The 24968-nt window shown below is 60.4% G+C and carries 23 protein-coding genes; 10 read left to right on the top strand and 13 right to left on the bottom strand.

Annotation, left to right across the window (positions count from 1 at the left end; translation table 11 throughout):
- The 6 genes from HU743_RS12730 to HU743_RS12705 all read right to left on the bottom strand — a co-directional run bounded on the left by HU743_RS12730 (position 1) and on the right by HU743_RS12705 (position 4531).
- Entirely contained in the window at positions 1 to 561 is a 561-nt protein-coding gene (locus tag HU743_RS12730; RefSeq protein WP_186546173.1) for a carbonate dehydratase, read from the bottom strand.
- Complete coding sequence (locus tag HU743_RS12725) at positions 558 to 1433, bottom strand: metal ABC transporter substrate-binding protein (protein ID WP_186648974.1); 876 nt, start codon at positions 1431 to 1433, stop codon at positions 558 to 560. Before HU743_RS12725 ends, HU743_RS12730 begins: the two co-directional genes overlap by 4 nt.
- Positions 1434 to 1444: 11 nt before the next feature.
- Positions 1445 to 2311: a metal ABC transporter permease gene (locus HU743_RS12720; RefSeq protein ID WP_186648973.1), complete on the bottom strand. Its 867-nt coding sequence runs from the start codon at positions 2309 to 2311 to the stop codon at positions 1445 to 1447.
- A complete protein-coding gene (locus tag HU743_RS12715; RefSeq protein WP_186648971.1) occupies positions 2311 to 2979 on the bottom strand; it encodes an ATP-binding cassette domain-containing protein in 669 nt (222 codons plus the stop codon). Before HU743_RS12715 ends, HU743_RS12720 begins: the two co-directional genes overlap by 1 nt.
- A complete protein-coding gene (gene folE2 / locus HU743_RS12710; protein ID WP_186648969.1) occupies positions 2976 to 3872 on the bottom strand; it encodes a GTP cyclohydrolase FolE2 in 897 nt (298 codons plus the stop codon). The genes HU743_RS12715 and folE2 overlap by 4 nt, the downstream gene beginning before the upstream one ends.
- 281 nt (positions 3873 to 4153) lie before the next feature.
- A complete protein-coding gene (locus HU743_RS12705) occupies positions 4154 to 4531 on the bottom strand; it encodes a glutamine synthetase (protein ID WP_186648967.1) in 378 nt (125 codons plus the stop codon).
- A gap of 179 nt (positions 4532 to 4710) precedes the next feature.
- Here HU743_RS12705 and zigA point away from each other — a divergent pair, with 179 nt between their 5' ends.
- Both zigA and HU743_RS12695 read left to right on the top strand, forming a co-directional pair.
- Positions 4711 to 5916 (top strand): zinc metallochaperone GTPase ZigA, encoded by a 1206-nt coding sequence (gene zigA / locus HU743_RS12700; RefSeq protein ID WP_186546167.1) that lies wholly within the window; start codon positions 4711 to 4713, stop codon positions 5914 to 5916.
- The gene (locus HU743_RS12695; protein WP_186649049.1) at positions 5916 to 6566 is read left to right on the top strand and encodes a DUF1826 domain-containing protein; all 651 of its coding nucleotides are present in this window, start codon (positions 5916 to 5918) and stop codon (positions 6564 to 6566) included. The genes zigA and HU743_RS12695 overlap by 1 nt, the downstream gene beginning before the upstream one ends.
- Positions 6567 to 6569: 3 nt before the next feature.
- On the opposite strand, the gene HU743_RS12690 is transcribed toward HU743_RS12695, so the two are convergent.
- Positions 6570 to 6926: an NADH:ubiquinone oxidoreductase gene (locus HU743_RS12690; protein ID WP_186546165.1), complete on the bottom strand. Its 357-nt coding sequence runs from the start codon at positions 6924 to 6926 to the stop codon at positions 6570 to 6572.
- Positions 6927 to 6967: 41 nt separating this feature from the next.
- Between HU743_RS12690 and HU743_RS12685 the strand changes: the two genes are divergently transcribed.
- Positions 6968 to 7933, top strand: a complete 966-nt coding sequence (locus HU743_RS12685; RefSeq protein ID WP_186648965.1) for a CobW-like GTP-binding protein — start codon at positions 6968 to 6970, stop codon at positions 7931 to 7933.
- Between the two features lie 6 nt (positions 7934 to 7939).
- Here HU743_RS12685 and HU743_RS12680 read toward each other — a convergent pair whose 3' ends face one another.
- Positions 7940 to 8353 (bottom strand): DUF3301 domain-containing protein, encoded by a 414-nt coding sequence (locus tag HU743_RS12680; RefSeq protein WP_186546337.1) that lies wholly within the window; start codon positions 8351 to 8353, stop codon positions 7940 to 7942.
- Between the two features lie 117 nt (positions 8354 to 8470).
- Between HU743_RS12680 and pdxY the strand changes: the two genes are divergently transcribed.
- Positions 8471 to 9343, top strand: a complete 873-nt coding sequence (pdxY, locus tag HU743_RS12675; RefSeq protein WP_186630750.1) for a pyridoxal kinase PdxY — start codon at positions 8471 to 8473, stop codon at positions 9341 to 9343.
- Between the two features lie 117 nt (positions 9344 to 9460).
- On the opposite strand, the gene HU743_RS12670 is transcribed toward pdxY, so the two are convergent.
- Positions 9461 to 9943: an acyl-CoA thioesterase gene (locus HU743_RS12670; RefSeq protein WP_041073853.1), complete on the bottom strand. Its 483-nt coding sequence runs from the start codon at positions 9941 to 9943 to the stop codon at positions 9461 to 9463.
- A gap of 279 nt (positions 9944 to 10222) precedes the next feature.
- On the opposite strand from HU743_RS12670, the gene HU743_RS12665 reads away from it, so the two are divergent.
- Complete coding sequence (locus HU743_RS12665; protein WP_186618804.1) at positions 10223 to 11986, top strand: cation:proton antiporter; 1764 nt, start codon at positions 10223 to 10225, stop codon at positions 11984 to 11986.
- Between the two features lie 21 nt (positions 11987 to 12007).
- Here HU743_RS12665 and HU743_RS12660 read toward each other — a convergent pair whose 3' ends face one another.
- The 3 genes from HU743_RS12660 to uvrD form a co-directional block, all read right to left on the bottom strand.
- Complete coding sequence (locus HU743_RS12660) at positions 12008 to 12415, bottom strand: SMI1/KNR4 family protein (RefSeq protein WP_003187120.1); 408 nt, start codon at positions 12413 to 12415, stop codon at positions 12008 to 12010.
- Positions 12416 to 12549: 134 nt separating this feature from the next.
- Entirely contained in the window at positions 12550 to 13425 is an 876-nt protein-coding gene (locus tag HU743_RS12655) for a Tim44 domain-containing protein (protein WP_186648963.1), read from the bottom strand.
- Positions 13426 to 13715: 290 nt separating this feature from the next.
- A complete protein-coding gene (gene uvrD / locus HU743_RS12650; RefSeq protein ID WP_186618803.1) occupies positions 13716 to 15899 on the bottom strand; it encodes a DNA helicase II in 2184 nt (727 codons plus the stop codon).
- A 258-nt stretch (positions 15900 to 16157) separates the two neighbouring features.
- Here uvrD and HU743_RS12645 point away from each other — a divergent pair, with 258 nt between their 5' ends.
- From HU743_RS12645 to HU743_RS12635, 3 genes are all read left to right on the top strand, one after another.
- A complete protein-coding gene (locus HU743_RS12645) occupies positions 16158 to 19031 on the top strand; it encodes a GGDEF domain-containing phosphodiesterase (protein ID WP_186648961.1) in 2874 nt (957 codons plus the stop codon).
- A 127-nt stretch (positions 19032 to 19158) separates the two neighbouring features.
- Complete coding sequence (hexR, locus tag HU743_RS12640; RefSeq protein WP_007962240.1) at positions 19159 to 20025, top strand: transcriptional regulator HexR; 867 nt, start codon at positions 19159 to 19161, stop codon at positions 20023 to 20025.
- A 210-nt stretch (positions 20026 to 20235) separates the two neighbouring features.
- A complete protein-coding gene (locus HU743_RS12635) occupies positions 20236 to 20439 on the top strand; it encodes a hypothetical protein (protein ID WP_186546158.1) in 204 nt (67 codons plus the stop codon).
- Here the strand turns inward: HU743_RS12635 and HU743_RS12630 are convergent.
- Entirely contained in the window at positions 20381 to 21343 is a 963-nt protein-coding gene (locus HU743_RS12630) for a LysR family transcriptional regulator (protein ID WP_186648959.1), read from the bottom strand. The two genes, HU743_RS12635 and HU743_RS12630, sit on opposite strands and share 59 nt — an antisense overlap.
- Positions 21344 to 21533: 190 nt before the next feature.
- Between HU743_RS12630 and HU743_RS12625 the strand changes: the two genes are divergently transcribed.
- The gene (locus HU743_RS12625; RefSeq protein ID WP_186546156.1) at positions 21534 to 22949 is read left to right on the top strand and encodes an acetyl-CoA carboxylase biotin carboxylase subunit; all 1416 of its coding nucleotides are present in this window, start codon (positions 21534 to 21536) and stop codon (positions 22947 to 22949) included.
- A 98-nt stretch (positions 22950 to 23047) separates the two neighbouring features.
- Positions 23048 to 24856 (top strand): sodium-extruding oxaloacetate decarboxylase subunit alpha, encoded by a 1809-nt coding sequence (oadA, locus tag HU743_RS12620; RefSeq protein ID WP_186648957.1) that lies wholly within the window; start codon positions 23048 to 23050, stop codon positions 24854 to 24856.
- Positions 24857 to 24968 lie beyond the last annotated feature (112 nt).

Raw genomic sequence — 24968 nt, 5'->3', positions numbered from 1 at the left:
TCAGAACTCGTTCTGCAAGGCTTTGTAGCCACGTACCAGATCGACATTGGTGCGTGCCACGTCTTCGGAAAACTCCGATGCGCTGACGCTTACCGGCGGGAATTGTGTGAGGTCGGTGGTCGGGCCGATGCGCGTGGTCGACGGTACGTAAAACGCATCGGGCAAGTCTCGTCCGTCGACCACCGAGTTGTGCCGCACCACGCAGCCGTTGCCGACGACGCAGTTGAACAGCACGCTGTTGAACCCGATGAACACCCGGTCGCCGACCACGCAGGGACCATGCACGATCGAGCGATGGGCAATCGAACTGAACTCGCCGATGGTCACCGCCGCGCCGGATTTCGAGTGGATCACCACGCCATCCTGGATGTTCGAATTGGCGCCAATGGTGATTGCCTCCATCTCGCCTGACGCATCTACTTCATCGGCGCGGATGACCGCGTAGGGACCGACGAAGACGTTTTCGCCAATCACCACTTTGCCGCAGATGATTGCGGTTTTATCGACGTAGGCCGACTCAGCGATGGTCGGCAGATCGCCCGAAGGATTCTTGCGGATCATGGTTGGCTCAGCGCGTTGTAAAGGGTGTTGAGGTTGTATTCGAACAGTCCGGTGAACGTGCTCGCCGGTCCGCTGGCAGCGAGGGCATCGGAGTACAGCGTGCCGCCGATGTGCGCACCGCTTTCATCGGCGATCTGCTTGAGCAGGCGTGCGTCCTTGATGTTTTCCATGAACACCGCTTTGACCTTGGCCTGACGGATCTGGGTAATGAGCGCAGCCACTTCGGCGGCCGACGGTTCGCGCTCGGTGGACAGTCCCTGTGGCGCCATGAAGTCGATACCGTAGGCCTGTCCGAGATAGCCGAAGGCGTCATGGCTGGTGACGATCTTGCGGTTGCCCGCTGGCAGCGCACCGAGTTTGGTTTTTGCTTGGGCGAGCAAGGCGTAGATCTGCTTGAGGTAGGTCTGGCTGTTGCGCTCATAGTCCGCCTTGTTCGCCGGATCGGCAGCGGTCAGCGCCTTGGTGATGTTGCCAACGTACAACTCGGCGTTAGCCAGATTATGCCAGGCGTGCGGGTCGGGAACGGTTTCGCCATCTTCATCCAGCGCGCGCGGAATCACGCCGCGACTGGCACTGATGACTGTGGCCTGGGTGCCGGTACTGGCCACGAGGCGATCCAGCCAGGGCTCGAAACCGAGGCCGTTTTTAATAATCACGCGTGCCTTGAGCAAGGCTTTGGCGTCGTCCGGGGTCGGCTCGTAAGTGTGCGCATCGGCGTCCGGGCCGACCATGCTGGTGATCTGCACATGATCACCGCCAACTTGATGAACCATGTCGGCGAGGATGCTGAAGCTGGTGACCACCGGCAATTTCTCCGCCGCCGACAATGACATCGACAGCAACAGACTGAACAGCACGAACAAGACGCGCATCGGGAAACACCTCATAGGGATGTGAGCAAAGGAGGGCGGCGCAACAAACCGTGAACCGGCCCGAACACTACGGACAGCAGATAACCCGCCCCGGCAACCAGCACGATGGCCGGGCCGCTGGGCAGCGAGTAATAGAACGACATCAACAATCCGAGCCATACCGACAGGCAGCCGATCAGCGCGGCGATCGCAATCAGCATCGGCAGGCGGCGGCTCCAGAATCGAGACGCGGCGGCGGGGAGCATCATCAGTCCGACGACCATCAGCGCGCCGATGGCCTGAAACCCGATCACCAGATTGAGCACGACCAAGGTCAGGAATACGCCATGGGCGAGGGGGCCGAGGCGGCTGACGGTGCGCAGAAATAACGGGTCCAGTGTGTCGAGCAGCAGCGGTTTGTAGATCAGCAGCAAGGTAATCAGGCTGATCGCCGAGACCCACAGCATGCCGTGGAGTGTCGGGCCGTCGACGGCCAGTGCCGAGCCGAATAGCAGATGCAACAGGTCCAGACGTTTACCGGCAATGCCCAGTATCAGTACGCCACTCGCCAAGGAAATTGGATAGATCGCGGCAAGGCTGGCGTCTTCGCGCAGGCCGGTGCGGCGAGTGATCCAGGCCGCGAGCCCTGCCATGCTCATGCCCGCACCGAGACCGCCGAGCGTTAGCGCTGGCAGGCTCAGGCCGGCGAACCAGAAGCCCAATGCCGCACCGGGGAGAATGCCGTGCGCGACGGCGTCACCGATCAGGCTCATGCGCCGCAGAATCAGAAACACGCCCAGTGGCGCCGTGCTGCAAGCCAGAACCAATCCGCCCAGCAAGGCGCGACGCATGAACATGAACTCACTGAACGGTTGCCAGAAGTGAGCGAGGGTGAGCATCAGGCCACCTGCGCATGCGGTGTCTGTTGAATCAGTTCGGTGCTGGGACCGTAGACACAACGGCTGTTCTTGATCAGCAATGTCTGGGGGATGTGTTGGCGCACAGCGCTGAGATCGTGGCAGACCACAACGATCGTTCGGCCTTCGGCGTGCCAAGCGTGGATGTGTTGCCAAAGCAGCGCCTGGCCCAGTTCATCGAGGGCAGCATGAGGCTCGTCCAGCAATAATATCGGGGCGTCGGCGAGGCTCAGCCGCGCGAGCAGGGCACGTTGCAGTTCGCCACCGGAGAGGGCCATCAACGGGCGATGGCCGAGGCCGCTCAGATGCCAGTTTTCCAATGCGGCATTAAGGCGTTGCGTGCGCAGCTGCGTCGAGAGCCTGCGTCCCCAGAATCCGGCGGCGACCAACTCTTCCAGGCTGATCGGGAATTGTCGATCCAAGTGCTGCTGCTGGGGCAGGAACGAGAGCCCGCTCTGGCGTGGAACACTCAGCGCCACGTGCCCCTCCAAGGGTTTTTGCAGCCCGGCGATGACCTTGAGCAGGCTGCTTTTTCCACAGCCATTAGCGCCAATAATGGCGGTCAGGCTCGCGCTTTCCAGTTCAAGATCCAGCGGTGTCGTCAGTGGCTGGCCGGGTGCACCCCAACTCAGGGAATGGCAGCGAATCATGCTTGCTCCCGACGCCAACTGCTTTCAGCCACCGCATCATGGGCGTGCAGGCTTTCAGCGTGGATGACTTTCAAGTGGAACTGGCTGACGCCTTGGGTGCGGCGCAGCGCCAGATTCAAGCGCCTCGCCGCGTCTTCGCAGAACATCAAGTTCTGGCCATTGGCGAGCGCGAACGCTTGTTCATCGGCGCGTTTCACTGCGGTTTGTACGGCGGTGCCGAGCGCTGCTTCGACGTCATCAATAACCTTGATCAGCGGCAACTCGCTGAGGGACTCGTTCAGGTGCAGGCGTAACTGCGCGGTGCTGCGTTGGCTATGCGGTGTCGCGACGATGCCTTTGGTCGAACCCAGCCAGGCCAAAACATCCGCGTGCTCAAGTGATTGGTTGGCGAAGTCGTCGATAAATTGCTGCTGAATCAGCTGGCGGGCTAATGCTGCAGAACATGGGCAAGTGGAGGAATAGGGCACTTCGATTTCTAGTTCCACGTGGAACATCTGGTTCTTCAAGCGCGCGGAAACGCTCACCGGATAGGATTTCCATCCGGCGAGAGGACTGACCAGCGCCGGTCTGTTCAGCAGTAATTCGGTGCGGATATTCAGGTACGCGCAGTGCGATAAACCCGCGTGGCTCTGCAGAAACTGCTCAAGAACCTGGCGCAGTAAAGCGGGGGAAAGTGCCTCTTGCTCGAGAGGCTCCAATGCCACAAACAGGCGCGACATATGAATGCCGCGTGCCTCACCATTATCCAGACTGACGCCTGCATCGGCCTTGGCGGTCAGCCGTTGCCCCTCCAGCCATACAGGCAATGCGATGCCGCGCATGCCCACCCAGTCGAGGGGCAAGGCCTCACGAGCGGCCTGCGCGGCGATGTCCGGTAGCGTCAACGCGTTCATGTTCAGACTCATCGTGTGATTTCATTTAATGTTATAGTATAACATTAAATAGCACGATAGCTTTTTCATGAACACACTTTCATGTGGGCAAGCCGCCCGTTAGCTGGGCCTCAGCTAAAGCGGGTTTCTCTGGGCTATGAGGAACACTCCGGCCCGCCGTTTGATGGCAGATTATCAGCGCAAAAAGTACATCAGCAGCCCGAGCGTTCCACGTGAAACACCGCATTCTGCGCTACAGCCAAGGCTAATCGCGTCCGGAATGCATTGGGCAAAACGACGAGCTAACAGCCGGTGACCCGGCTGCACGTGAATTTCGCCCTGCTTCCCCCCGAACTGGAGAAGCGATTGATGGTGGTCCAACCCACCCGCCGGGTGTAGCCAACCCATGCTTCGCCATCGGAGGCGATCCCGGTGAAGAAGGTCAACTGGCCAAAGCGGCTATTGGTCTGTGCCCAATACCGATTGCCGTTCTTTTCGAACCCGCGCAAGTACAGCGTGGTACCGACGGTATTGACGCTATAGGCGTTGCCCTCGGCATCCTGACACGCCAGCAGATTTGCGCTACGCGTGCAGGTGGCGAGTTCCGGCAGTTGCGCCCAGGCGTTGCCCGTCGTCAGTAACGCAAAGCTCAATATCAAGCGCCTCAGCGTAGCGTTCATCGTCGTGTCCTGAGTTTGATTCACTCTTTACCGAAGGAAGCCAAAGGAGGGCTCGCTTGTTTGTGTTGTTATACTATAACATCAATCGAAAGCCAGCCTGAGCACTGCCGATTACCAGCGCTAAAACGCAATGCGCCAGCAAAAGCGCACATCGGCTGCCACCTGTAGAGGATTATCCAATGTCAGCCGAACTGCCTGTGACCGTACTTTCAGGATTTCTCGGTGCCGGAAAAAGTACGCTTCTCAATTACGTACTACGTAACCGGGCCGGACTGCGTGTAGCCGTCATCGTTAACGATATGAGCGAAATCAACATCGATGGCAGTGAAGTTCAGCGTGATGTCAGCCTGAACCGCGCGGAAGAGAAAATAGTCGAGATGAGCAACGGCTGCATTTGCTGTACGTTACGCGAAGACCTGCTGGAAGAGGTCAGCAAGCTCGCCCGCGAAGATCGCTTCGATTATTTGCTGATTGAGTCCACCGGCATCTCCGAGCCACTGCCGGTAGCGGAAACGTTCACCTTCCGCGATGAGCACGGGCAAAGCCTCAGTGACATCGCGCGTCTGGACACCATGGTCACGGTGGTCGATGGCATGAATTTTCTGCCGGACTTTCAGGCTGCCGAAAGCCTCGCCTCGCGTGGCGAGATTCTCGGGGAAGAAGACGAACGCTCCATCACCGATCTGCTGATCGAGCAGATCGAGTTCGCCGACGTGTTGCTGATTAGCAAGATTGACCTGATCAGCCAGCGTGAACGCGAAGAATTGATCGCGATCCTGCAACGCCTTAACGCCCATGCCGAAATCATCCCGATGGTGATGGGTGAGGTGCCGCTGGAGAAAATCCTTAACACCGGTCGCTTCGATTTCGACAAAGCCGCACAGGCACCCGGCTGGCTGCAAGAGTTGCGCGGTACGCACACACCGGAGACCGAGGAATATGGCATCGCCTCAACGGCCTACCGTGCGCGCCGGCCTTTTCATCCGCAACGCTTCTTCAGTTTCATCGACCGTCCATGGCCGAACGGCAAACTGCTGCGTTCCAAAGGCTTCTTCTGGCTCGCCAGCAAGCCCACGGACGCGGGCAGTTGGTCGCAGGCCGGCGGTTTGATGCGCCATGGTTTCGCCGGCCGCTGGTGGCGTTTCGTGCCGAAGGACCAGTGGCCACAGGACCAGGAGAATACCCGCGCCATCATGGAAAACTGGACGCCGAGCGTCGGCGATTGTCGCCAGGAGCTGGTGTTCATCGGGCAGAACATCGATTTCGCCCGATTGTCTGCCGAACTGGACGAATGCCTGCTGACCGATGATGAAATGGCACTGGGTGTCGAGGCTTGGCGGTTGTTGCCGGATCCGTTCGGCGCCTGGGACGAAGAGGCCGCATGATGCTTGCACTGAAACCATTACAAAAGCGGACTCGCCTGCACCATCAGGGGCCGACGCCTACAGCGCTGGCGCGAATTCTCGACGACGACGTCAACCTCGCCATCTGGCAGCGGCAATTGCCCCTGCATGTCGCCGATTTTGCCCGTTTGTTGCTGTCGCTCGACGAACCCCTGGCGGAGTCGTTGTGCCTTGAGCTTGCGGATGAGGACAGCGAGCCGGATCTGGCCGGGCTGGCCTCGGGATTTCGCGACCTTGAGGGCTACGAAGGCTTTGTTGCCGACCTGAAATGGCTGGTCGGTGCCTTCGCCTGTCTGTTGGGCGCGCGACGCATCGGCCTGCGTCTGCGCGCGTTGGATAAGGCGATGTGTCCCCGTTTCCATGTCGATCATGTGCCCGTACGCCTGATCACCACCTATGCCGGCGTGGGTAGCCAATGGCTTGAGGAAGGCGTGATGGATCGCAGGCAACTGGGTCAGGCCACCGCGGAGCCTGAGGATGCCGCACAGATTCAGCAACTCGGCAGCGGCGAGGTCGCGCTTCTGAAAGGCGAGAAGTGGCACGGTAACGAGGGGTTCGGGCTGATCCACCGTTCGCCGCAATTGGCCGTCGGCGAACGTCGGCTGATAGTGACCCTCGACTGGCTCGGCTGACCGTCAAGGCTTGCGCCATGATCCGCGGCTTTGTGCTTCGCAATAGGGCTTCAGGTAGGCTGCATCGGTCGCCACGCCGTAATAGTGGATATCCTGGCGATAGGGCATATTGGCAACCTGCGCGTTGCTGCACACGCCGAACGCGCCGCTCGGGCACTGGTCGAGGTATTGCACCTCGACTTTCTGCCCGGCCAGCGTCGGTTGGCAGAAACCGCCGCTGAACAGTTTTTTCGGGATGGAGCGATTCTGCTGGCAGACTTTGACATCGAGGCGCTCGCCCTGGCTGTGTACCAGACAGGCCTGAGCCAACGCTTCGCTCGACACCAGCAGCAACAGCAACGACCATCCCATCCAGCGCATTTGCAAACTCCTCAAAAACGTTCTTCAAAGAAATGCCCACCATGCTGCAGAACATTCCGACCCATGTCATCGCAGGCCCCTTGGGCGCCGGCAAGACCAGCCTGATTCGCCACCTGATGGCGCAGCGACCGGAGGGCGAACGCTGGGCGGTGCTGATCAACGAGTTCGGCCAGATTGGCCTGGACGCGGCGCTACTGAGCAGTGACGCCGATGGTATAGCACTCGGCGAAGTGGCCGGCGGCTGTTTATGTTGCGTCAACGGCGCGCCGTTCCAGATCGGCCTTGGCCGATTGCTGCGCAAGGCCAGGCCAGACCGGCTGTTTATCGAACCGTCCGGGCTGGGTCATCCGGCGCAGCTCCTCAGGCAGTTGAACGAGGCTCCGTGGCTGGGTGTGCTGGCGGTTCAGCCCTGTGTGCTGGTGCTGGACGCGCAGGCTCTGCACGCTGGGAAACCGTTGCCGCAGGCCCAACGGCAAGCACTGACTGACGCAGGTCTGTTGCTGCTGAACAAGGCGGAAAACCTTGATCAAGCGGCCCAAGAAGAAATCGCCAGCCAGTTGCCACCCGTCAGCCTGATCTGGACACAGCAGGCGCAGCTGTCTTTGAGCGAGTTGCCGGGGCGGACGGCACGAGCCTCGACGGGCGTCGATAAGCTGGTGACGCCCAAAGGGCTGGGCCAGATCCCGGCCGTCTGGAGCGATCCGGCGCTGCCGATCTGCCTGAGTCAGGCCCAGGCGGGGGGCTGGAGCATCGGTTGGCGCTGGCATCCGGGGCAGACGTTCGATACGCAAGGCATCATCAAGTGGCTGACACGCCTTGATTGGCAACGGGCCAAGCTGGTTATCCACAGCGCGGATGGCTGGGTGTCGGCGAATGCGCTGGATAATGCCGAACTGACCTGGCGCGCCAGCGAATGGCGAAAAGACTCGCGCCTTGAGCTGATTTTTACCGAGCCGCAGAATGTCGATGAGTTACAGGCGAGTCTGGAGCAATGCCGGATTCGGTGAAACAGCTTAAGGTTTCCACTTCGTGTGTTCCTGCCGCCACTGGCTGAGCTCGACCACCTGCGCCCGCGGTTTTTGCACCTCAACCACCGGCGGTGTGTCGTCGAACGGCGCGGGGTAGGGCGCCAGTTCGATCTGTGCGCTGTGCGCGCCGAATTGCGTGACCGTACCGTTATGGCGGCTTTCGCCTGTCACGGTGAACTCGAAATTGTAGACCCGCGCCAAGCGGCGTCGCCCGTTGGCGTCCTTGATCAAGCCGATCTTTTTCAGGGCCACGTTGCCGTCAAGCAACTCGACGCCAACGTTGAGGCAATGCTGCTTGACCCGTTCCAGCGCCCGTTCGCGCAAGCCGTGGTTGTGCCATAACCACGCACCGGCAGCGGCGAACAGCATCAGCACAAAGATGTTTTCCAGGGTCAGCATCAACATCGAACTCCAAAAGATGGCATCAGCTTAACTGCGTCGCCGGTCTGTCGTACAGGCTGTGTTTCGTCGCATACTGCGCGGCTTGAATTTCAATCGTTTTACGGAATGCCCCGAATGAAACGTACGCCTCATCTGCTCGCCATCCAGTCCCATGTGGTGTTCGGCCACGCCGGCAACAGCGCAGCGGTTTTTCCGATGCAGCGGGTCGGGGTCAACGTCTGGCCGCTCAATACCGTGCAGTTTTCCAATCACACTCAGTATGGTCAGTGGGCCGGTGAAGTGTTGGCACCGCAGCAGATTCCCCAGCTGATCGAAGGCATCGCCGCGATTGGCGAACTGGGCAACTGCGATGCGGTACTGTCGGGTTATCTGGGCAGTGCCGCCCAGGGCCGGGCAATTCTCAGCGGCGTAGCGCGCATCAAATCGGTCAATCCGAAAATGCTCTACCTGTGTGATCCGGTGATGGGTCATCCCGAGAAGGGCTGCAGCGTGCCGACCGAGGTCAGCGATTTCCTGCTGGACGAAGCGGCGGCGGTGGCGGACATCCTGTGTCCGAACCAACTGGAGCTGGACAGCTTTTCCGGGCGCAAGCCGCAGTCGCTGTTCGATTGCCTGGCCATGGCGCGAGCGCTGCTGGCGCGTGGGCCGAAGGCAGTGCTGGTCAAGCATCTGGACTACCCGGGCAAACCGGCGGATGGCTTCGAGATGCTGCTGGTGACGGCTGAGGGCAGTTGGCATCTGCGCCGCCCATTGCTGGCGTTTCCGCGTCAGCCGGTGGGTGTCGGCGACCTGACGTCCGGCCTGTTTCTGGCGCGGGTGCTGCTCGGCGACAGCCTGCTGGCGGCGTTCGAGTTCACTGCAGCGGCGGTGCACGAGGTGCTGCTGGAAACTCAGGCGTGCGCCAGTTATGAGTTGCAACTGGTGCGGGCGCAGGACCGGATAGCGCATCCGCGGGTAAAGTTCGAAGCGACAGCGATCAGTCTGTAACACCGAGTCGTCTTTATTCGCGAGCAGGCTCGCTCCCACATTTGGAATGCGTTCCACCTGTGGGAGCGAGCCTGCTCGCGAAAGCTATCTATCAGTCGGCATCAATCCAGCGTCTGATCAAGCGTCGCCCTTGATCTCCTGATAACGCTTCTCCAGCTCCTGACGAATCTGCCGACGCTGCTGCGCCTGCATGTAGCGGCGCTTGTCTTCGCTGTTCTGCGGTTGCAGCGGCGGTACCGGGGCAGGCTTGCGCTGGTCATCCACCGCGACCATGGTGAAGAAACAACTGTTGGTGTGACGCACCGAGCGTTCGCGGATGTTCTCGGTCACCACCTTGATGCCGACTTCCATCGAGGTATTGCCGGTGTAGTTGACCGAGGCGAGGAAGGTCACCAGTTCGCCGACATGGATCGGCTCGCGGAAAATCACCTGATCCACCGACAGGGTCACCACATAACGGCCGGCATAGCGGCTTGCGCAGGCGTAGGCCACTTCGTCGAGGTATTTGAGCAGGGTGCCGCCGTGGACATTGCCAGAGAAGTTGGCCATGTCAGGGGTCATCAGTACCGTCATCGACAGCTGGGCGTTTCCGGGTTCCATAACGTTCTCACGGATCAAGGCTGATTGCTGGAAGCACCTCTGCGGGCGCCTGGTCGCTTTTCAAAAAGCACCGTTATCGGGACGCCGGGCAACGGGTCGCCGTCACGCGGGTGTCGATCTGTTTCCATATATTGCACCGGCTTCCAGACGGAAGTCGCGGTGTTAACCTGCAAAAGCCCTGCCCAAGGGCAATTCCCACACCAAAAGCGGATTTTTACCCTGCTCGCGCAGACCTTTCTGACGTCTGTCCATGAGCCTCGTGATCAAGGAGCCCACGCCATGCATGCCATCAGTTTCATTCAGGATCTGGCAGTGATCATGTTGGTTGCAGGCGTGGTGACCGTGTTGTTTCATCGTTTCAAGCAGCCGGTGGTGCTTGGCTACATCGTCGCCGGCTTCATCATCGGCCCGCACACGCCGCCGTTCGGCCTGATCCACGACGAAGAAACCATCAAGACCCTCGCCGAGCTCGGGGTGATATTCCTGATGTTCTGCCTCGGCCTGGAGTTCAGCCTGCGCAAGCTGTTCAAGGTCGGCGCCACGGCGTTTATCGCGGCGTTTCTCGAAATCATCCTGATGATCTGGATCGGTTACGAAATCGGCCGCTGGTTCGACTGGAACACCATGGACTCGCTGTTCCTCGGCGCGATCCTGGCGATTTCCTCGACGACCATCATCGTCAAGGCTCTCAATGATCTGAAGATGAAGAACGAGCGCTTTGCCCAGTTGATCTTCGGCGTGCTGATTGTCGAGGACATCCTCGGCATCGGTATCATCGCCTTGCTGTCGAGTATTGCCGTCAGCGGCACAGTGAGTTCGGGCGAGGTGTTTTCTACAGTCGGCAAGCTGTCGCTGTTCATGATTGTCGCGCTGGTCATCGGCATCCTTCTGGTGCCGCGCCTGCTGGCCTACGTGGCGAAATTCGACAGCAACGAGATGCTGCTGATCACCGTGCTCGGCCTGTGTTTCGGCTTCTGCCTGCTGGTGGTCAAGCTCGAATACAGCATGGTCCTCGGCGCCTTCCTGATCGGCGCGATCATGGCCGAGTCGCGGCAACTGCTGAAGATCGAACGGCTGGTCGAGCCGGTTCGCGACCTGTTCAGTGCGATTTTCTTTGTCGCGATCGGCCTGATGCTCGACCCGCTGATCCTCATCGAATATGCCTGGCCGATTGCGGTAATCACCGTGGCTGTGGTGCTCGGCAAGATGTTGTCCTGCGGCCTCGGCGCGTTTATCGCCGGCAACGACGGACGTACCTCACTGCGGGTTGGCATGGGTCTGTCCCAAATCGGCGAGTTCTCCTTCATCATCGCCGCGCTGGGCATGACTTTGCAGGTCACCAGCAACTTCCTTTATCCGGTCGCCGTGGCCGTGTCGGTGATCACCACGCTGCTGACGCCATACCTGATCCGCGCGGCGGATCCGCTGTCGATCAAGCTGTCTGCCGTCGTGCCCAAGCGTCTTGGCCGCGTGCTGGGCATGTACGGCGAATGGTTGCGCAGCATTCAGCCGCAAGGCGAGGGCGCGATGCTGGCGTCGATGATCCGGCGAATTCTTTTGCAGGTCGGGGTGAATCTGGCACTGGTGATTGCGATCTTCTTTGCCGGCGCGTATTTCGCCGAGCGCATGTCGCTGTGGCTGCAAGACTGGATTGGCGACCCGAGCTGGCAGAAGGCATTGATCTGGGGCGGGGCGCTGCTGGTATCGTTGCCGTTCCTGATAGCTGCGTACCGCAAGCTCAAGGCGCTGTCGATGCTATTGGCGGAGATGGGCGTCAAGCCGGAAATGGCCGGGCGTCACACGCAGCGAGTGCGCCGGGTGATCGCCGAAGTGATTCCGATCCTCTCGCTGCTGGTGATTTTCCTGCTGTTGGCAGCCTTGTCGGCCAGTATCCTGCCGACCAACAAGTTGCTGGTGCTGATTGCCGTGGTCGCGGCCGCCGTGGCGGCGCTGCTTTGGCGCTGGTTTATCCGTGTGCATACGCGGATGCAGGTGGCCTTGCTGGAAACCCTCGACAACCACAAGGAGTCGTCGGGGCATTGACCACTCGGGGCGTCAGGCGAATCAGCTTTCCAGCCAGACGTCCCGCGCCCAGTGCCAGACCGATTCCCAGGTCTCTTCGGCAATCAGCTCTTCCTCGGCCTGCCACAACACCACAGTGCCGTCTTCTTCGACACAGTAGTAATCGTCGCCGTCCTGGCAGATAGGGATCAGGCTGCGATCGACACCGGCATCCCAGGCATTGGCGGCGACGTCCGGCAGGTAAGTGTGTGATTGCGGGTCGGTGACCGTCACCGGTTCCAGGCTGCCGTACACCACATCGCTGACCGTCAGCAAAAACTCCCTGAAGACAAACGGGATATCGATGAACAGTTGTTCTTCGATTTCCACCAGCAGGTCTTCGTCAGGCAACTCCAGCGGAACCGGCACGGGTTCGTTGGCTTCGCGCAGTTGTTCGATGATTTCTTCCACGTCCGGGATCCTCTTGCTGAATGGCGCGGTTCATATGGGCCGGTTTATACAGTAGCTCGCTATAGATGCAACCGTGAAATGAAAAACCCCGGCCTGGGCCGGGGTCTGTTACCACAAGGAAGCGCAGGAAGGGATCAGCCGTTCTGGCGGATACCGGCCACCAGCCAAGGCTGGTTCTCGCCCTGCGGACGTTCCATGTTCCAGCTCTCGCTGAACACTTCGCCCTGGTCGAAACGCGAAGTTTTCGAAACGCCGGTGAAGGTCAGGGTGGCGATGGTCTTGTCGGCACGATCGTCGACGCCGTCCAGCTGCACCTGCAGGTTGTCGATGTAAGTCGACTGGAAGCCCTCGCCCAGGTCCGCACGCTCACGCTTGAGGAAGTCGAGCATTTGCGGGGTCACGAACTCGGCGATCTTGTCCATTTCGTTGGCGTCCCAGTGCTGCTGCAGCGACTGGAAGTGGCTACGCGCGGCTTCAAGGAAGTTTTGCTCGTTGAACCACGCCGGTGCGTTGATCACTGGGCGGGCGGCAACAGGCGCGGCCGAACCACCAAAGATCGAACCCATGGCAGCAGGCTTTTGCTCGAAGGCTTCACGCTGCATCGGCGCGCCGGCCGGAGCGAATTGCTCCTGCTGCTTGCGACGACGGGCGGCGATGAAGCGGAAGATCACGAACGCGATCAGGGCCATGATCAGGATGTCGAAAATCTGCATGCCCTGGAAACCGCCGCCCATGAACATCGAGGCAAGCAGGCCACCGGCAGCGATACCGGCCAGCGGGCCGAGCCATTTCGAGGCACCGCCGGCCTTGGCCGCAGTGCCCGCCGCACCGGCAGCACCCGCGGTTGCGGCAGCGCCACCAACGCCTGGAGAAGAAGGAGCCATCTGGCTGGTCTGGTGCGTCGGCGCAGCGCCGGCGCTTTTGCCACCACCAAAGCGCTTGGCGTTGGCGTCGAGGCTCATCGTCAGGCCGATGCACAACGCCATGGCGATGCTAAGAAAACGTTTCATAAAAGGTATTCCCGTTTTGTGGAGACTCGCGCGTCATGTTGCACAGCTGAAGTGTTACTGGCTAGCGAGAGAGTGTTTCGGGCTTTTGCCTGACAGGTTGCGTTCAGCTTGGCGAGGCAATCGGCCGATGTACTTTTGGCTGTAGGAAAAGACGATTGGTTCAGAAAGATAACGGCCTCCTGTAGGAGTGAGCCTGCTCGCGATGAGGGTGTGTCAGTCAATACATTGATAATAGACAGACCGCTATCGCGAGCAGGCTCACTCCTACAGAAAAGCAATCGAGTTGGGCTTTAAATGGCTTCCAGCTTGGCGTAGCCGAGCATCAGCCACTTGCTGCCTTCACTGAAGTTGACCTGCACCCGCGCCTGGGCACCGGAGCCTTCGAAGTTGAGGATCACGCCATCGCCGAAGATCGAGTGGCGCACGGTCTGACCGAGGCTGAAGCCGGTTTCCGGGATCTCGCTGCCACTGAACAGGTTGCTGCCGCTCATCGACTGGTTGCCGCCGAACGGGCGGCTGACACTGTTCGACAGGCGCACTTCCTGAATCAGGCCTTTCGGCACTTCACGGACGAAACGCGAGACCTTGTTGTAGGTTTCACTGCCGTATAAACGGCGGGTCTCCGCATAGGTCATGACCAGATTCTGCATCGCCCGAGTGATGCCCACGTAGGCCAGGCGCCGCTCTTCCTCAAGGCGACCCGGTTCTTCCAGGCTCATCTTGTGCGGGAACAGACCTTCTTCCATGCCCACCAGGAACACGTAAGGGAACTCCAGACCTTTGGCGCTGTGCAGGGTCATCAGTTGAATGCTGTCTTCGTGTTCGTCGGCCTGGGTGTCGCCGGCCTCCAGCGAAGCGTGGCCGAGGAACGCGGCCAGCGGTGTCAGCTCTTCATCTTCTTCGGTGTTCTCGAAGTTGCGCGCGGCGCTGACCAGTTCCTCAAGGTTTTCCACCCGGGCCTGGCCTTTCTCGCCTTTTTCCGCTTCGTGGTAGGCGATCAGGCCGGACTGCTCGATAACGGTCTGGGTCATCAGGTGCAGCGGCATCTCGGCACACTTGGCGGCGAGGTTTTCGATCAGCTCGATAAAGGCGCCGAGGGCGCCCGCCGCGCGTCCAGTCAGGCCTTTGTTGGCGACCAGTTGGCGCATCGCTTCCCACATCGACACGTCGCTGTGGCGCGCATGTTCGCGGATCGCTTCGACGGTTTTCTCGCCGATGCCACGGGCCGGCACGTTGATTACCCGCTCCAGCGCCGCATCGTTGCCGCGACCTTCGAGCAGGCGCAGGTAGGCCATGGCGTTTTTGATTTCCGCCCGTTCGAAGAAGCGCTGACCGCCATAGATGCGGTACGGAATACGCTCGCGCAGCAGGGCTTCTTCGAGAACGCGCGATTGGGCGTTGGAGCGGTACAGAATCGCAATGTCGCTACGGGCCAGACCGGTTTTCAGCGCGCTTTCGATGGTTTCGACCACGTAGCGCGCTTCGTCGTGTTCGTTGAACGCGGCGTACAGGTTGATCGCTTCGCCATCGCCGCCGTCGGTCCATAACTCTTTGCCCAGGCGCCCGGTGTTGTTGGCGATCAGGGCGTTGGCGGCTTTGAGAATACCGGCGGTGGAGCGGTAATTCTGCTCCAGGCGAATAGTCTCGGAATCCGGGAAGTCAGACGAATACTGATGGATGTTTTCGATCTTCGCGCCGCGCCAGCCGTAAATCGACTGATCGTCGTCGCCGACCACCATCAGGCTGTCGCCGCCCTTGCCGAGCAGGCGCAACCAGGCGTACTGCACGGCGTTGGTGTCCTGGAACTCGTCGACCAGAATATGCCGGAAGCGCTTCTGATAATGCGCGAGCAGGCCGGGGTGGTCGCGCCACAGATCGAGGGCGCGCAGCAGCAGTTCGGAGAAGTCGATCACGCCGGCACGCAGGCATGCTGCCTCGTAGGCTTCGTAAATGCCGCGCATGGTCGCCAGGTACAAGTCGCCGCTGGCCTGAATGTGTTGTGGACGCAGACCTTCGTCTTTCTGTCCGTTGATGAACCACTGGGCCTGACGGGCCGGCCAGCGCTGCTCGTCCAGGCCCAGCTCGCGGATCACCCGCTTGACCAGGCGTTGCTGGTCGTCGCTGTCGAGAATCTGGAAGGTCTGGCTCAGGCCCGCTTCCTGCCAGTGTGCCCGCAGCAGGCGGTGCGCGAGGCCGTGGAAGGTGCCGACCCACATGCCGGCCGGGTTGATGCCCAGCAACTGCTCGATGCGGTGACGCATCTCGGCAGCGGCCTTGTTGGTGAAGGTCACCGACAGAATGGAGTGAGGCGAGGCGTTTTCGACCTGGATCAACCAGGCGATACGGTGCACCAGCACTCGGGTTTTACCGGAACCGGCACCGGCCAGGACCAACTGACGGCCAACGGGGGCCGCTACGGCCTGGCGTTGGGCATCGTTGAGGGAGTTCAGCAGAAGGGAGAGATCATCGCGCATCGGGGCATTCTAGGGTGCGCCGCAGGCCCGGGCAAACCGAGCTTTGCATTAGCCGATGAAAGTGCCGTCAATGACGACCGGTCGGTCACTGGCTGCAGGCTTCGGCCCGTCTCGCTTGAGGGGTTGAAGCGGTGCCTGGGCAGCGGGAAATTTCGCGCAAATTCTGATCTGCAGCAGTTTGGCAACGGGATCGCCTTGTGTATGCTCCGTCCACGTTTCGGGCGCAGGCCCTTCCTTATAAGAACAAGAACGTTGCCCATGACCCTCAGCGCCGAACTGTCGGGCCCCTTCGTGGAACCCCGGGTGATCCGCAAGCACTATGCCGTCGAAATGGCGGTGGAGCGTACGCGACTGCTGTATCAGGGCTCGCTGCTGCCCACGCTGTTCATGTTGATCAATGGTCTGATCTGCGCCGCTTTGCTCTGGAGCCCGCAGCGCTACTTCGTGGTCAGCGTCTGGCTGGTGTGGTTGCTGTCGCTGGTCGCATTGCGGGTGATACAGGTGGCCGCGTTCGATTCGGCGATCCCCGAGCGCCAGGCCCAGCCAATCTGGTTTCGCATGTTCCTGCTCGGCTCGACCCTGACCGGTCTGACCCTGGCCGGTGCGGGCATCGCCTTGGTGCCTGCGGACAATTTTATCCAGCAAGCCTGGGTATTCGGCCTGATTGGCGCGGCGACCCTGTCGGCCAGCGTCGCCTATGCGGTGAGTCTGCCGGCATTCCTGTCGTTTACCTTGCCGTGCCTGCTGCCGGCGATCGGCTATCTGTTCTGGGGCGGCGACGATCAGGCGCGTGGCTGGGGCTGGCTCGGCTTGATTCTGCTCGGCTCGCTGAGTGTGGTGGCGTGGCAGGTCAATCGACTGATTGATCGCGGATTGCTGCGGCGTTTCCAGAATCAACACCTGATCGAGCATTTGCAGCAAGCGCAGACGCGCAGCGAACAGCTCAACCAGGAATTGGGCAAGGAGGTCGAACAGCGCCGTTGCGCAGAAGCGCAGTTGCGTAAAGCGCAGGTCGATCTCGAGGACCGCGTGGCCCAGCGCAGCCGTGAACTCGATGCTGCCAATCAGGCCTTGAGCAAAAGCGAAGCGCGGCTGGCACTGGCACTCAAGGCCAGCGAACTCGGGCTGTGGGACTGGAACCTGCAAACCGACGAAGTTCATCACACGCAGATTCAGGAACTGTTCGGCCTTGCCCCGGAATACGTCACGGCGCTGCTGCGCGACCTCAAACCGCGACTGCACCCCGAAGACGTGCCGTCACTCAAGTTCGCGCTGGTCGAACATCTGAAGGGGCGCACGGAGGACTATCAAGTCGAATACCGCCTGCGCCATGGCGACGGCCACTGGGTGTGGATCGAAGACCGCGGTCGTGCCGTGGAGCGCAGCGACAGCGGTCGGGTGATGCGCATGGTCGGCACCCGTCGCGATATCAGCGCCAGCAAAAGCCTGGAAGAGCAGCAGCGGCTGGCGGCCACAGTGTTCGAGGCAGCCAGCGAAGGGATCGTGATTCTGGACCCGGATTACGCGCTGATTGCGGTCAATCAGGCCTTCAGCCGCGTCACCGGCTATGAAATCGACGACATGCTCGGGCGCAACGTCGTCGAGTTGCCGTGCAGTCGCGATGCCCGCCGTCACTACGTCGCGATCCGCCACGCGCTGGAGCAGCACGGCACTTGGCAGGGCGAACTGGTGGAAACGCGCAAGAACGGTGAGTTGTATCCCCAATGGCTGCAACTCAATGCCGTGCGCGGCAGCCGAGGCAATGTCAGCCATATCGTCGGCTTTTTCGCTGATCTCTCGGCTCGGCGCGAGTCCGAAGAGCGGATGCGCTACCTGACCCACTACGACGAACTCACCGGCCTTGCCAACCGTTCGCTGTTCCGCGAGCGCCTGCACGAAGCCCATCAGCGGGTTCGGCAGGGCGGGCGGCGCAGTCTGGCGCTGCTGCACATCAACCTGGATCGTTTCAAGTTGCTCAATGACAGTCTGGGCCACGAAATCGCTGACCAGTTGTTGCAAAAAATGGCCCGTCGACTGGTTAACGCGTTGCCCGAGGCCGACACCATCGCCCGCTTGTCCGGCGACGAGTTTGCGGTGCTGTTCGATGCGTACGGCAATCTTTCCAGCCTGGCTCGGGTGGCGACGCGGTTATCGGCCAAGTTGCGTCTGCCACTCAGCGTCGACGGGCATGAATTGGTGGTCAGCGCTTCGATGGGCATTAGCCTGTTGCCGGACAACGCGCGGGAAATTGCCGCACTGGTCAGTCAGTCGAACATGGCCATGCAACATGCCAAGCACTTGGGCGGTAACAATTTCCAGTTTTACACCGACAGTCTGCAAGCGAGCACGCTGGAGCGTCTGCAACTGGAGAATCAGCTGCGCAAAGCCATTGAAGACCGACACCTCAAGGTGTTCTATCAGCCGAAGTTGTGCCTGGCCACCGGGCGCATGAATGCCGCCGAAGCGCTGGTGCGTTGGGACCATCCGACGCTGGGTCAGGTCCCGCCGGGGGACTTTATCGGGCTGGCCGAGGAAACCGGGCTGATCGGGCCGATTGGCGAGTTCGTCCTGCGTCAGGCTTGCTGGCAGGCGTGCCAATGGCAGCGCGAGGGGCTGGCGCCGATCCGCGTATCGGTGAACCTGTCGGTGCATCAACTGCGTCAGGGCAAGTTGGTCAGCCTGGTGCGTCAGGTCCTGGAGGAAACCGGTCTGGCGCCGCACTACCTCGAACTGGAACTGACTGAAAGTCACTTGCTCGACAGCGTCGAGCACATCATTGCGACGTTCCGGCAATTGCGTGAGCTGGGGGTGAAACTGGCCATCGACGATTTCGGCACCGGTTATTCGTCCTTGAGCTACCTCAAGCGGATTCCGGTGGATTACGTGAAGATCGATCAGGCTTTTATCCGCGGTCTGGGCGAGGGCAGCGAAGACGCGGCGATCACCCGGGCGATCATTGCCATGGCCCACGGGCTGTCGTTGAAAGTGGTGGCCGAAGGCGTCGAACGCGAAGATCAGCTGGCGTTTCTGCGCGCCGAAGGCTGCGATGAAGTGCAAGGCTATCTGATCAGCCGTCCCGTGGAGGCCGCTGGGCTGGCCGGGATTTTGCGTGAACAGCTCAATCCGTTTTAAGGGCTACATGCACTTGATCATGCCTGATTCGGGGACATCGAGTTACGCATTGAGCAGGCAAAATGCCAATTCATGTAGTATAACTACAAGCGTGCTACATCCCTGCCCATAAGAAGAGTCCAGCCCCTTGAATCTGCTGCAACACATCGCCCAGTCACGTCACCTGTTACGCAAGTCGGAGCTCAAGGTCGCCGACCACGTGCTGCTTGACCCTGCGGCCGTGATGCACAGTTCCATGGCCGATCTGGCCCACAGCGTCGGTATCAGTGAGCCGACCATCGTGCGTTTCTGTCGCGCCATCGGTTGCTCGGGCTTTCAGGATCTGAAACTGAAACTGGCGCAAAGCCTCGCGGCCGGGGCCAGCTTCGGCCAGTTCGCGATCCACGAAGACGACTCTGTCGCCGATTACAGCCTGAAGATTTTCGACACCACGCTGCACACCTTGATGGAGGTTCGCGAGAAGCTCGATCCGGTGGAGCTGCAGCGTGCGGTAACGCTGATGTCCCAGGCCCAGCGGGTCGAATTCTACGGCTTTGGTGCGTCGGGTGCGGTGGCGGCGGATGCGCAGCACAAGTTCTTCCGCTTGCTGCTGACAGCGGCGGCGTATTCCGATCCGCACATGCAGGCGATGTCGGCCGTGACCTTGAAGCCGACCGATGTGGCGATCTGTATTTCCCAGTCGGGGCGCTCCAAGGATTTGCTGATTACCGCCAATCTGGTGCGTGAAAGCGGAGCGTCGTTGATCACCCTTTGCCCGAGCCAGACGCCGTTGGCGGAATTGTCGACCGTGAACCTGGCGATCGATGTGCACGAAGACACCGAGATCTATACGCCGCTGACTTCGCGGATTGCCCACCTGGTGGTGATCGACGTGTTGGCAATGGGCGTGGCCATGGCGCGTGGGCCGAGTCTGGTCAATCATCTCAAGAGCGTGAAGCGCAGTTTGCGCAGTTTGCGCTTGTCGCCCAAAGCCGTGAAAGCGCTGGATGACTGACCGCTGTTGTGGTGAGAGAGCTTGCTCCCGCTGTTATGTGCAGCGGCCCTGAAATTTTGGGCCTGCTGCGCAGTCCAGCGGGAGCAAGCTCCCTCGCCACAATGGATCGGCTATCTGCGAAACTTTCATCAGTCTGTAACCCCGGCGCAGCCAAACCGTCATCCTGTCTGCCTATCTTGAAACTCCCGTCATCGCCTTGGGAGACTCGAAATGGCTCAGCCCTACGAAGAACGCAACAGCGCCGCGAAAACCCGTCGTCAGCAGGAAGACCAGCGCCGCATGGAATTTCGCCGCGCGATTGAAGATCGCTTCGAACTTCGCCAGCTTCAGGCCGAAATCGGCGATTTTCCCGAAATCACTCACTGGCAGGCAGCGCCCGCAGCTTCCCGTCGAAACGCTCAACCAACGCGCTGATCTGCGCGCGCTCGCTGCGGATAAACGCCAGGAAGGCGTGCGCCACCGGTGACAGCCGTTTGGCTTTGGCCTGCACCAGGCACCAACTGCGCAGCAGTGGCAACTCTTCGACCGGCAGATCGACCAGCCCGCCGGTCGCCAGCTCCAGGTTCAGGGCGTGGCGCGTCAACAGCGCCAGGCCCAGACCCGCCAGTACGCATTCGCGCTGAGCTTCGGCCGAGGCCACCTCCTGGGTCTGGGTGAAATGCACGCGCTTTTCCTTGAAATACTCTTCGCACGCCAGCCGCGTGCCTGAGCCAGACTCGCGGATCAACAGCGTGTAGGGCTCAAGGTCCTGTAAACGCAGCGGGCCCATGTGTGCCAGCGGATGATCGGGACGGGCCACGGCAACAATCGGGTTGTTGAGAAATGGCAAGAACTCCAGGCCCATGTCCTGCGGCACCATCGACATGATCACCAGATCGTCGCGGTTGTCCGACAGGCGCCGGATCACTTGGCCACGGTTGACCACGGTCAGTTGCAGGTTCACTTCCGGATGCTGGCGCTTGAAAGCGGCGAACAGGTGCGGCACGAAGTATTTGGCGCTGGATTCCACTGCCAGTTTCAGCTGACCCTGCAGCGAGCCCTGCATATCCGACAGCTGCATGTCGAGGTTTTCCAGCCGCCCGAAAATGTCACGACTGGCGCGCTGAAGGGCTTCGGCGGCCTCGGTCATGTAGAGTTTTTTGCCGACATAATCGAACAATGGCTGGCCGATCAGCTCTTCGAGCTGACGAATCTGTAGGCTGACGGCCGGTTGGGTCAACGACATTTCTTCGGCGGCGCGGCTGTAAGAGCGTAAATCGCACACTTCATTGAAGATCTGCAACTGACGCAACGTCATACGCATCAATGACTTACGCATATTATTCTGGCTCTGGGCACAAGCGGATGCTTCAACTATAAGTGTTTACTTATGCCTGACCCAATTATTATTCATTTTTGTTAATCCCTTGTGAGCGCTAGTGTGGGCCTGCGACTGAATTGAAACATTTGGTCACGCGTCGACCTGGGTCTAGCAGGTCGTGGTGCCACCGGCTCAAGGGAACCTCCAAGTGATAAAAAAGATCCTGATCGCCAACCGTGGTGAGATTGCCGTACGAATCGTACGAGCCTGCGCCGAAATGGGCATTCGCTCGGTGGCGATTTTCTCCGACGCCGATCGCCATGCCTTGCATGTTAAGCGTGCGGACGAGGCCCACAGCGTCGGTGCCGAGCCACTGGCCGGCTACCTGAACCCGCGCAAACTGGTGAACCTGGCGGTAGAAACCGGCTGCGATGCGCTGCACCCCGGCTACGGTTTCCTGTCGGAGAACGCCGAACTGGCGGAAATCTGCGCCGAGCGTGGTATCAAATTCATCGGCCCGTCGGCGGAAGTCATCCGGCGCATGGGCGACAAAACCGAAGCGCGCCGCAGCATGATCAAGGCCGGCGTACCGGTGACGCCTGGTACCGAGGGCAACGTTGCCGGTATCGAGGAGGCGCTGATCGAAGGCGACCGCATCGGTTACCCGGTGATGCTCAAAGCCACTTCCGGTGGTGGCGGCCGTGGTATCCGCCGCTGCAACAGTCGCGAAGAACTCGAACAGAACTTTCCCCGAGTGATTTCCGAGGCCACCAAGGCTTTCGGTTCGGCGGAAGTCTTCCTGGAAAAATGCATCGTCAATCCCAAGCACATCGAAGCGCAGATTCTCGGCGACAGCTTCGGCAACGTCGTGCACCTGTTCGAGCGTGACTGCTCGATCCAGCGGCGCAACCAGAAGCTCATTGAAATCGCACCGAGTCCGCAACTGACTCCGGAACAGCGCGCCTATATCGGTGACCTGTCGGTGCGGGCGGCCAAGGCGGTGGGATACGAAAATGCCGGTACCGTGGAGTTCCTGCTCGCCGAGGGCGAGGTGTACTTCATGGAGATGAACACCCGGGTGCAGGTGGAACACACCATCACCGAAGAAATCACCGGCATCGACATCGTCCGCGAGCAGATCCGCATCGCCTCCGGCTTGCCGCTGTCGGTCAAGCAGGAAGACATCCAGCACCGTGGTTTCGCGTTGCAGTTCCGCATCAATGCGGAGGATCCGAAGAACAATTTCCTGCCAAGCTTCGGCAAGATCACCCGCTACTACGCTCCCGGCGGTCCGGGCGTGCGCACCGACACGGCGATCTATACCGGCTACACCATTCCGCCGTTCTACGACTCGATGTGCCTGAAACTGGTGGTCTGGGCGCTGACCTGGGAAGAGGCGATGGACCGTGGCCTGCGCGCCCTCGACGACATGCGTCTGCAAGGTGTGAAAACCACGGCCGCGTACTACCAGGAAATCCTGCGCAACCCGGAATTCCGCAGCGGCCAGTTCAACACCAGCTTCGTTGAAAGCCACCCGGAACTGACCAACTACTCGATCAAGCGCAAACCCGAAGAGCTGGCCCTGGCCATCGCCGCCGCCATCGCCGCCCACGCAGGCCTTTAAATGCAGCTGCGAGCTGTCAGCTACAAGCTTCAAGCAAGAGCGACTGGGCTTTTTCTTGCAGCTTGCAGCTCGAAGCTTGCCGCTATGAGGACATACCAATGACAAAGAAAATCTTCGTTACCGACACCATCCTGCGCGACGCCCACCAATCGCTGCTCGCCACCCGCATGCGCACCGAAGACATGCTGCCGATCTGCGACAAGCTCGACAAGGTCGGCTACTGGTCGCTGGAATGCTGGGGCGGCGCGACGTTCGACGCCTGCGTGCGCTTCCTCAAGGAAGACCCGTGGGAGCGTCTGCGCCAACTGCGTGCGGCGCTGCCCAACACCCGCCTGCAGATGCTGCTGCGCGGGCAGAACCTGCTCGGCTATCGCCATTACAGCGATGACGTGGTCAAGGCCTTCGTCGCCAAAGCAGCGGTGAATGGCATCGATGTATTCCGCATCTTCGATGCCATGAACGATGTGCGTAACCTGCGTGTCGCCATCGAAGCGGTGAAGGCGGCCGGCAAACATGCGCAAGGCACCATCGCTTACACCACCAGCCCGGTGCACACCATCGATGCCTTCGTGGCGCAGGCCAGGCAAATGGAATCCATGGGTTGCGATTCGGTGGCGATCAAGGACATGGCCGGCTTGCTGACGCCATACGCCACCGGTGAACTGGTGCGCGCGTTGAAAGCCGAACAGTCGCTGCCAGTGTTCATCCACTCCCACGACACCGCTGGCCTGGCGGCAATGTGTCAGCTTAAAGCGATCGAAAACGGTGCCGATCACATCGACACCGCAATCTCCAGCTTCGCTTCCGGCACCAGCCATCCGGGCACCGAATCGATGGTCGCCGCGCTCAAGGGCACCGAGTACGACACCGGTCTCAATCTGGAACTGCTGCAGGAAATCGGTCTGTACTTCTATGCGGTGCGCAAGAAGTACCATCAGTTCGAAAGCGAGTTCACTGCCGTCGATACCCGCGTGCAAGTCAACCAGGTGCCGGGCGGGATGATCTCCAACCTCGCCAACCAGTTGAAAGAACAGGGCGCCCTGAACCGCATGGCTGAAGTGCTCGCGGAGATCCCGCGGGTGCGTGAAGACCTCGGCTTCCCGCCGCTGGTGACCCCGACGTCGCAGATTGTCGGCACCCAGGCGTTCTTCAACGTGCTGGCTGGTGAGCGGTACAAGACTATCACCAACGAAGTGAAGCTCTATTTGCAGGGCGGCTACGGCAAGGCGCCGGGTGTGGTCAACGAGAAGCTGCGCCGTCAGGCGATCGGCAGCGAAGACGTCATCGACGTGCGTCCGGCGGACCTGCTCAAACCGGAAATGACCAAGCTGCGTGCCGACATCGGTGCACTGGCCAAGTCCGAAGAAGACGTGCTGACCTTCGCCATGTTCCCGGACATCGGCCGCAAGTTCCTCGAAGAGCGCGCTGCCGGCACCCTTACGCCCGAAGTGCTGCTGCCGATTCCGGAAGCGGGCACGGTTGCCTCGGTGGGCGGTGAAGGCGTGCCGACCGAGTTCGTCATCGACGTCCACGGCGAAACCTACCGCGTCGACATCACCGGTGTCGGCGTCAAGGCCGAAGGCAAGCGTCACTTCTATCTGTCCATCGACGGCATGCCGGAAGAAGTGGTGTTCGAGCCACTCAACGAATTTGTCGGCGGTGGCAGCAGCAAACGCAAACAGGCTTCGGCACCGGGCCACGTCAGCACCACCATGCCGGGCAACATCGTCGATGTGCTGGTCAAGGAGGGTGACACCGTCAAGGCTGGCCAGGCTGTGTTGATCACTGAAGCCATGAAGATGGAAACCGAAGTCCAGGCCGCCATTGCCGGCAAGGTCGCCGCGATCCATGTGGCCAAGGGTGACCGGGTCAATCCGGGCGAAATCCTTATCGAGATCGAAGGCTGAGATAACCGCCGCGATCCAACGCTTTAAACCTCGGGGGAGCATGTGCTCCCCTTTTTTTTGCCTGCGACTTTTCGACTTTGCAGGCCATTGCAGGAGATCCAATGTGGGAGCG

The organism is Pseudomonas sp. SWRI99 (assembly GCF_014270125.1).
In the GTDB taxonomy this organism is placed as follows: Bacteria; Pseudomonadota; Gammaproteobacteria; order Pseudomonadales; family Pseudomonadaceae; genus Aquipseudomonas; species Aquipseudomonas hamedanensis.
This window is presented reverse-complemented; position numbering and strand designations above follow the sequence as displayed.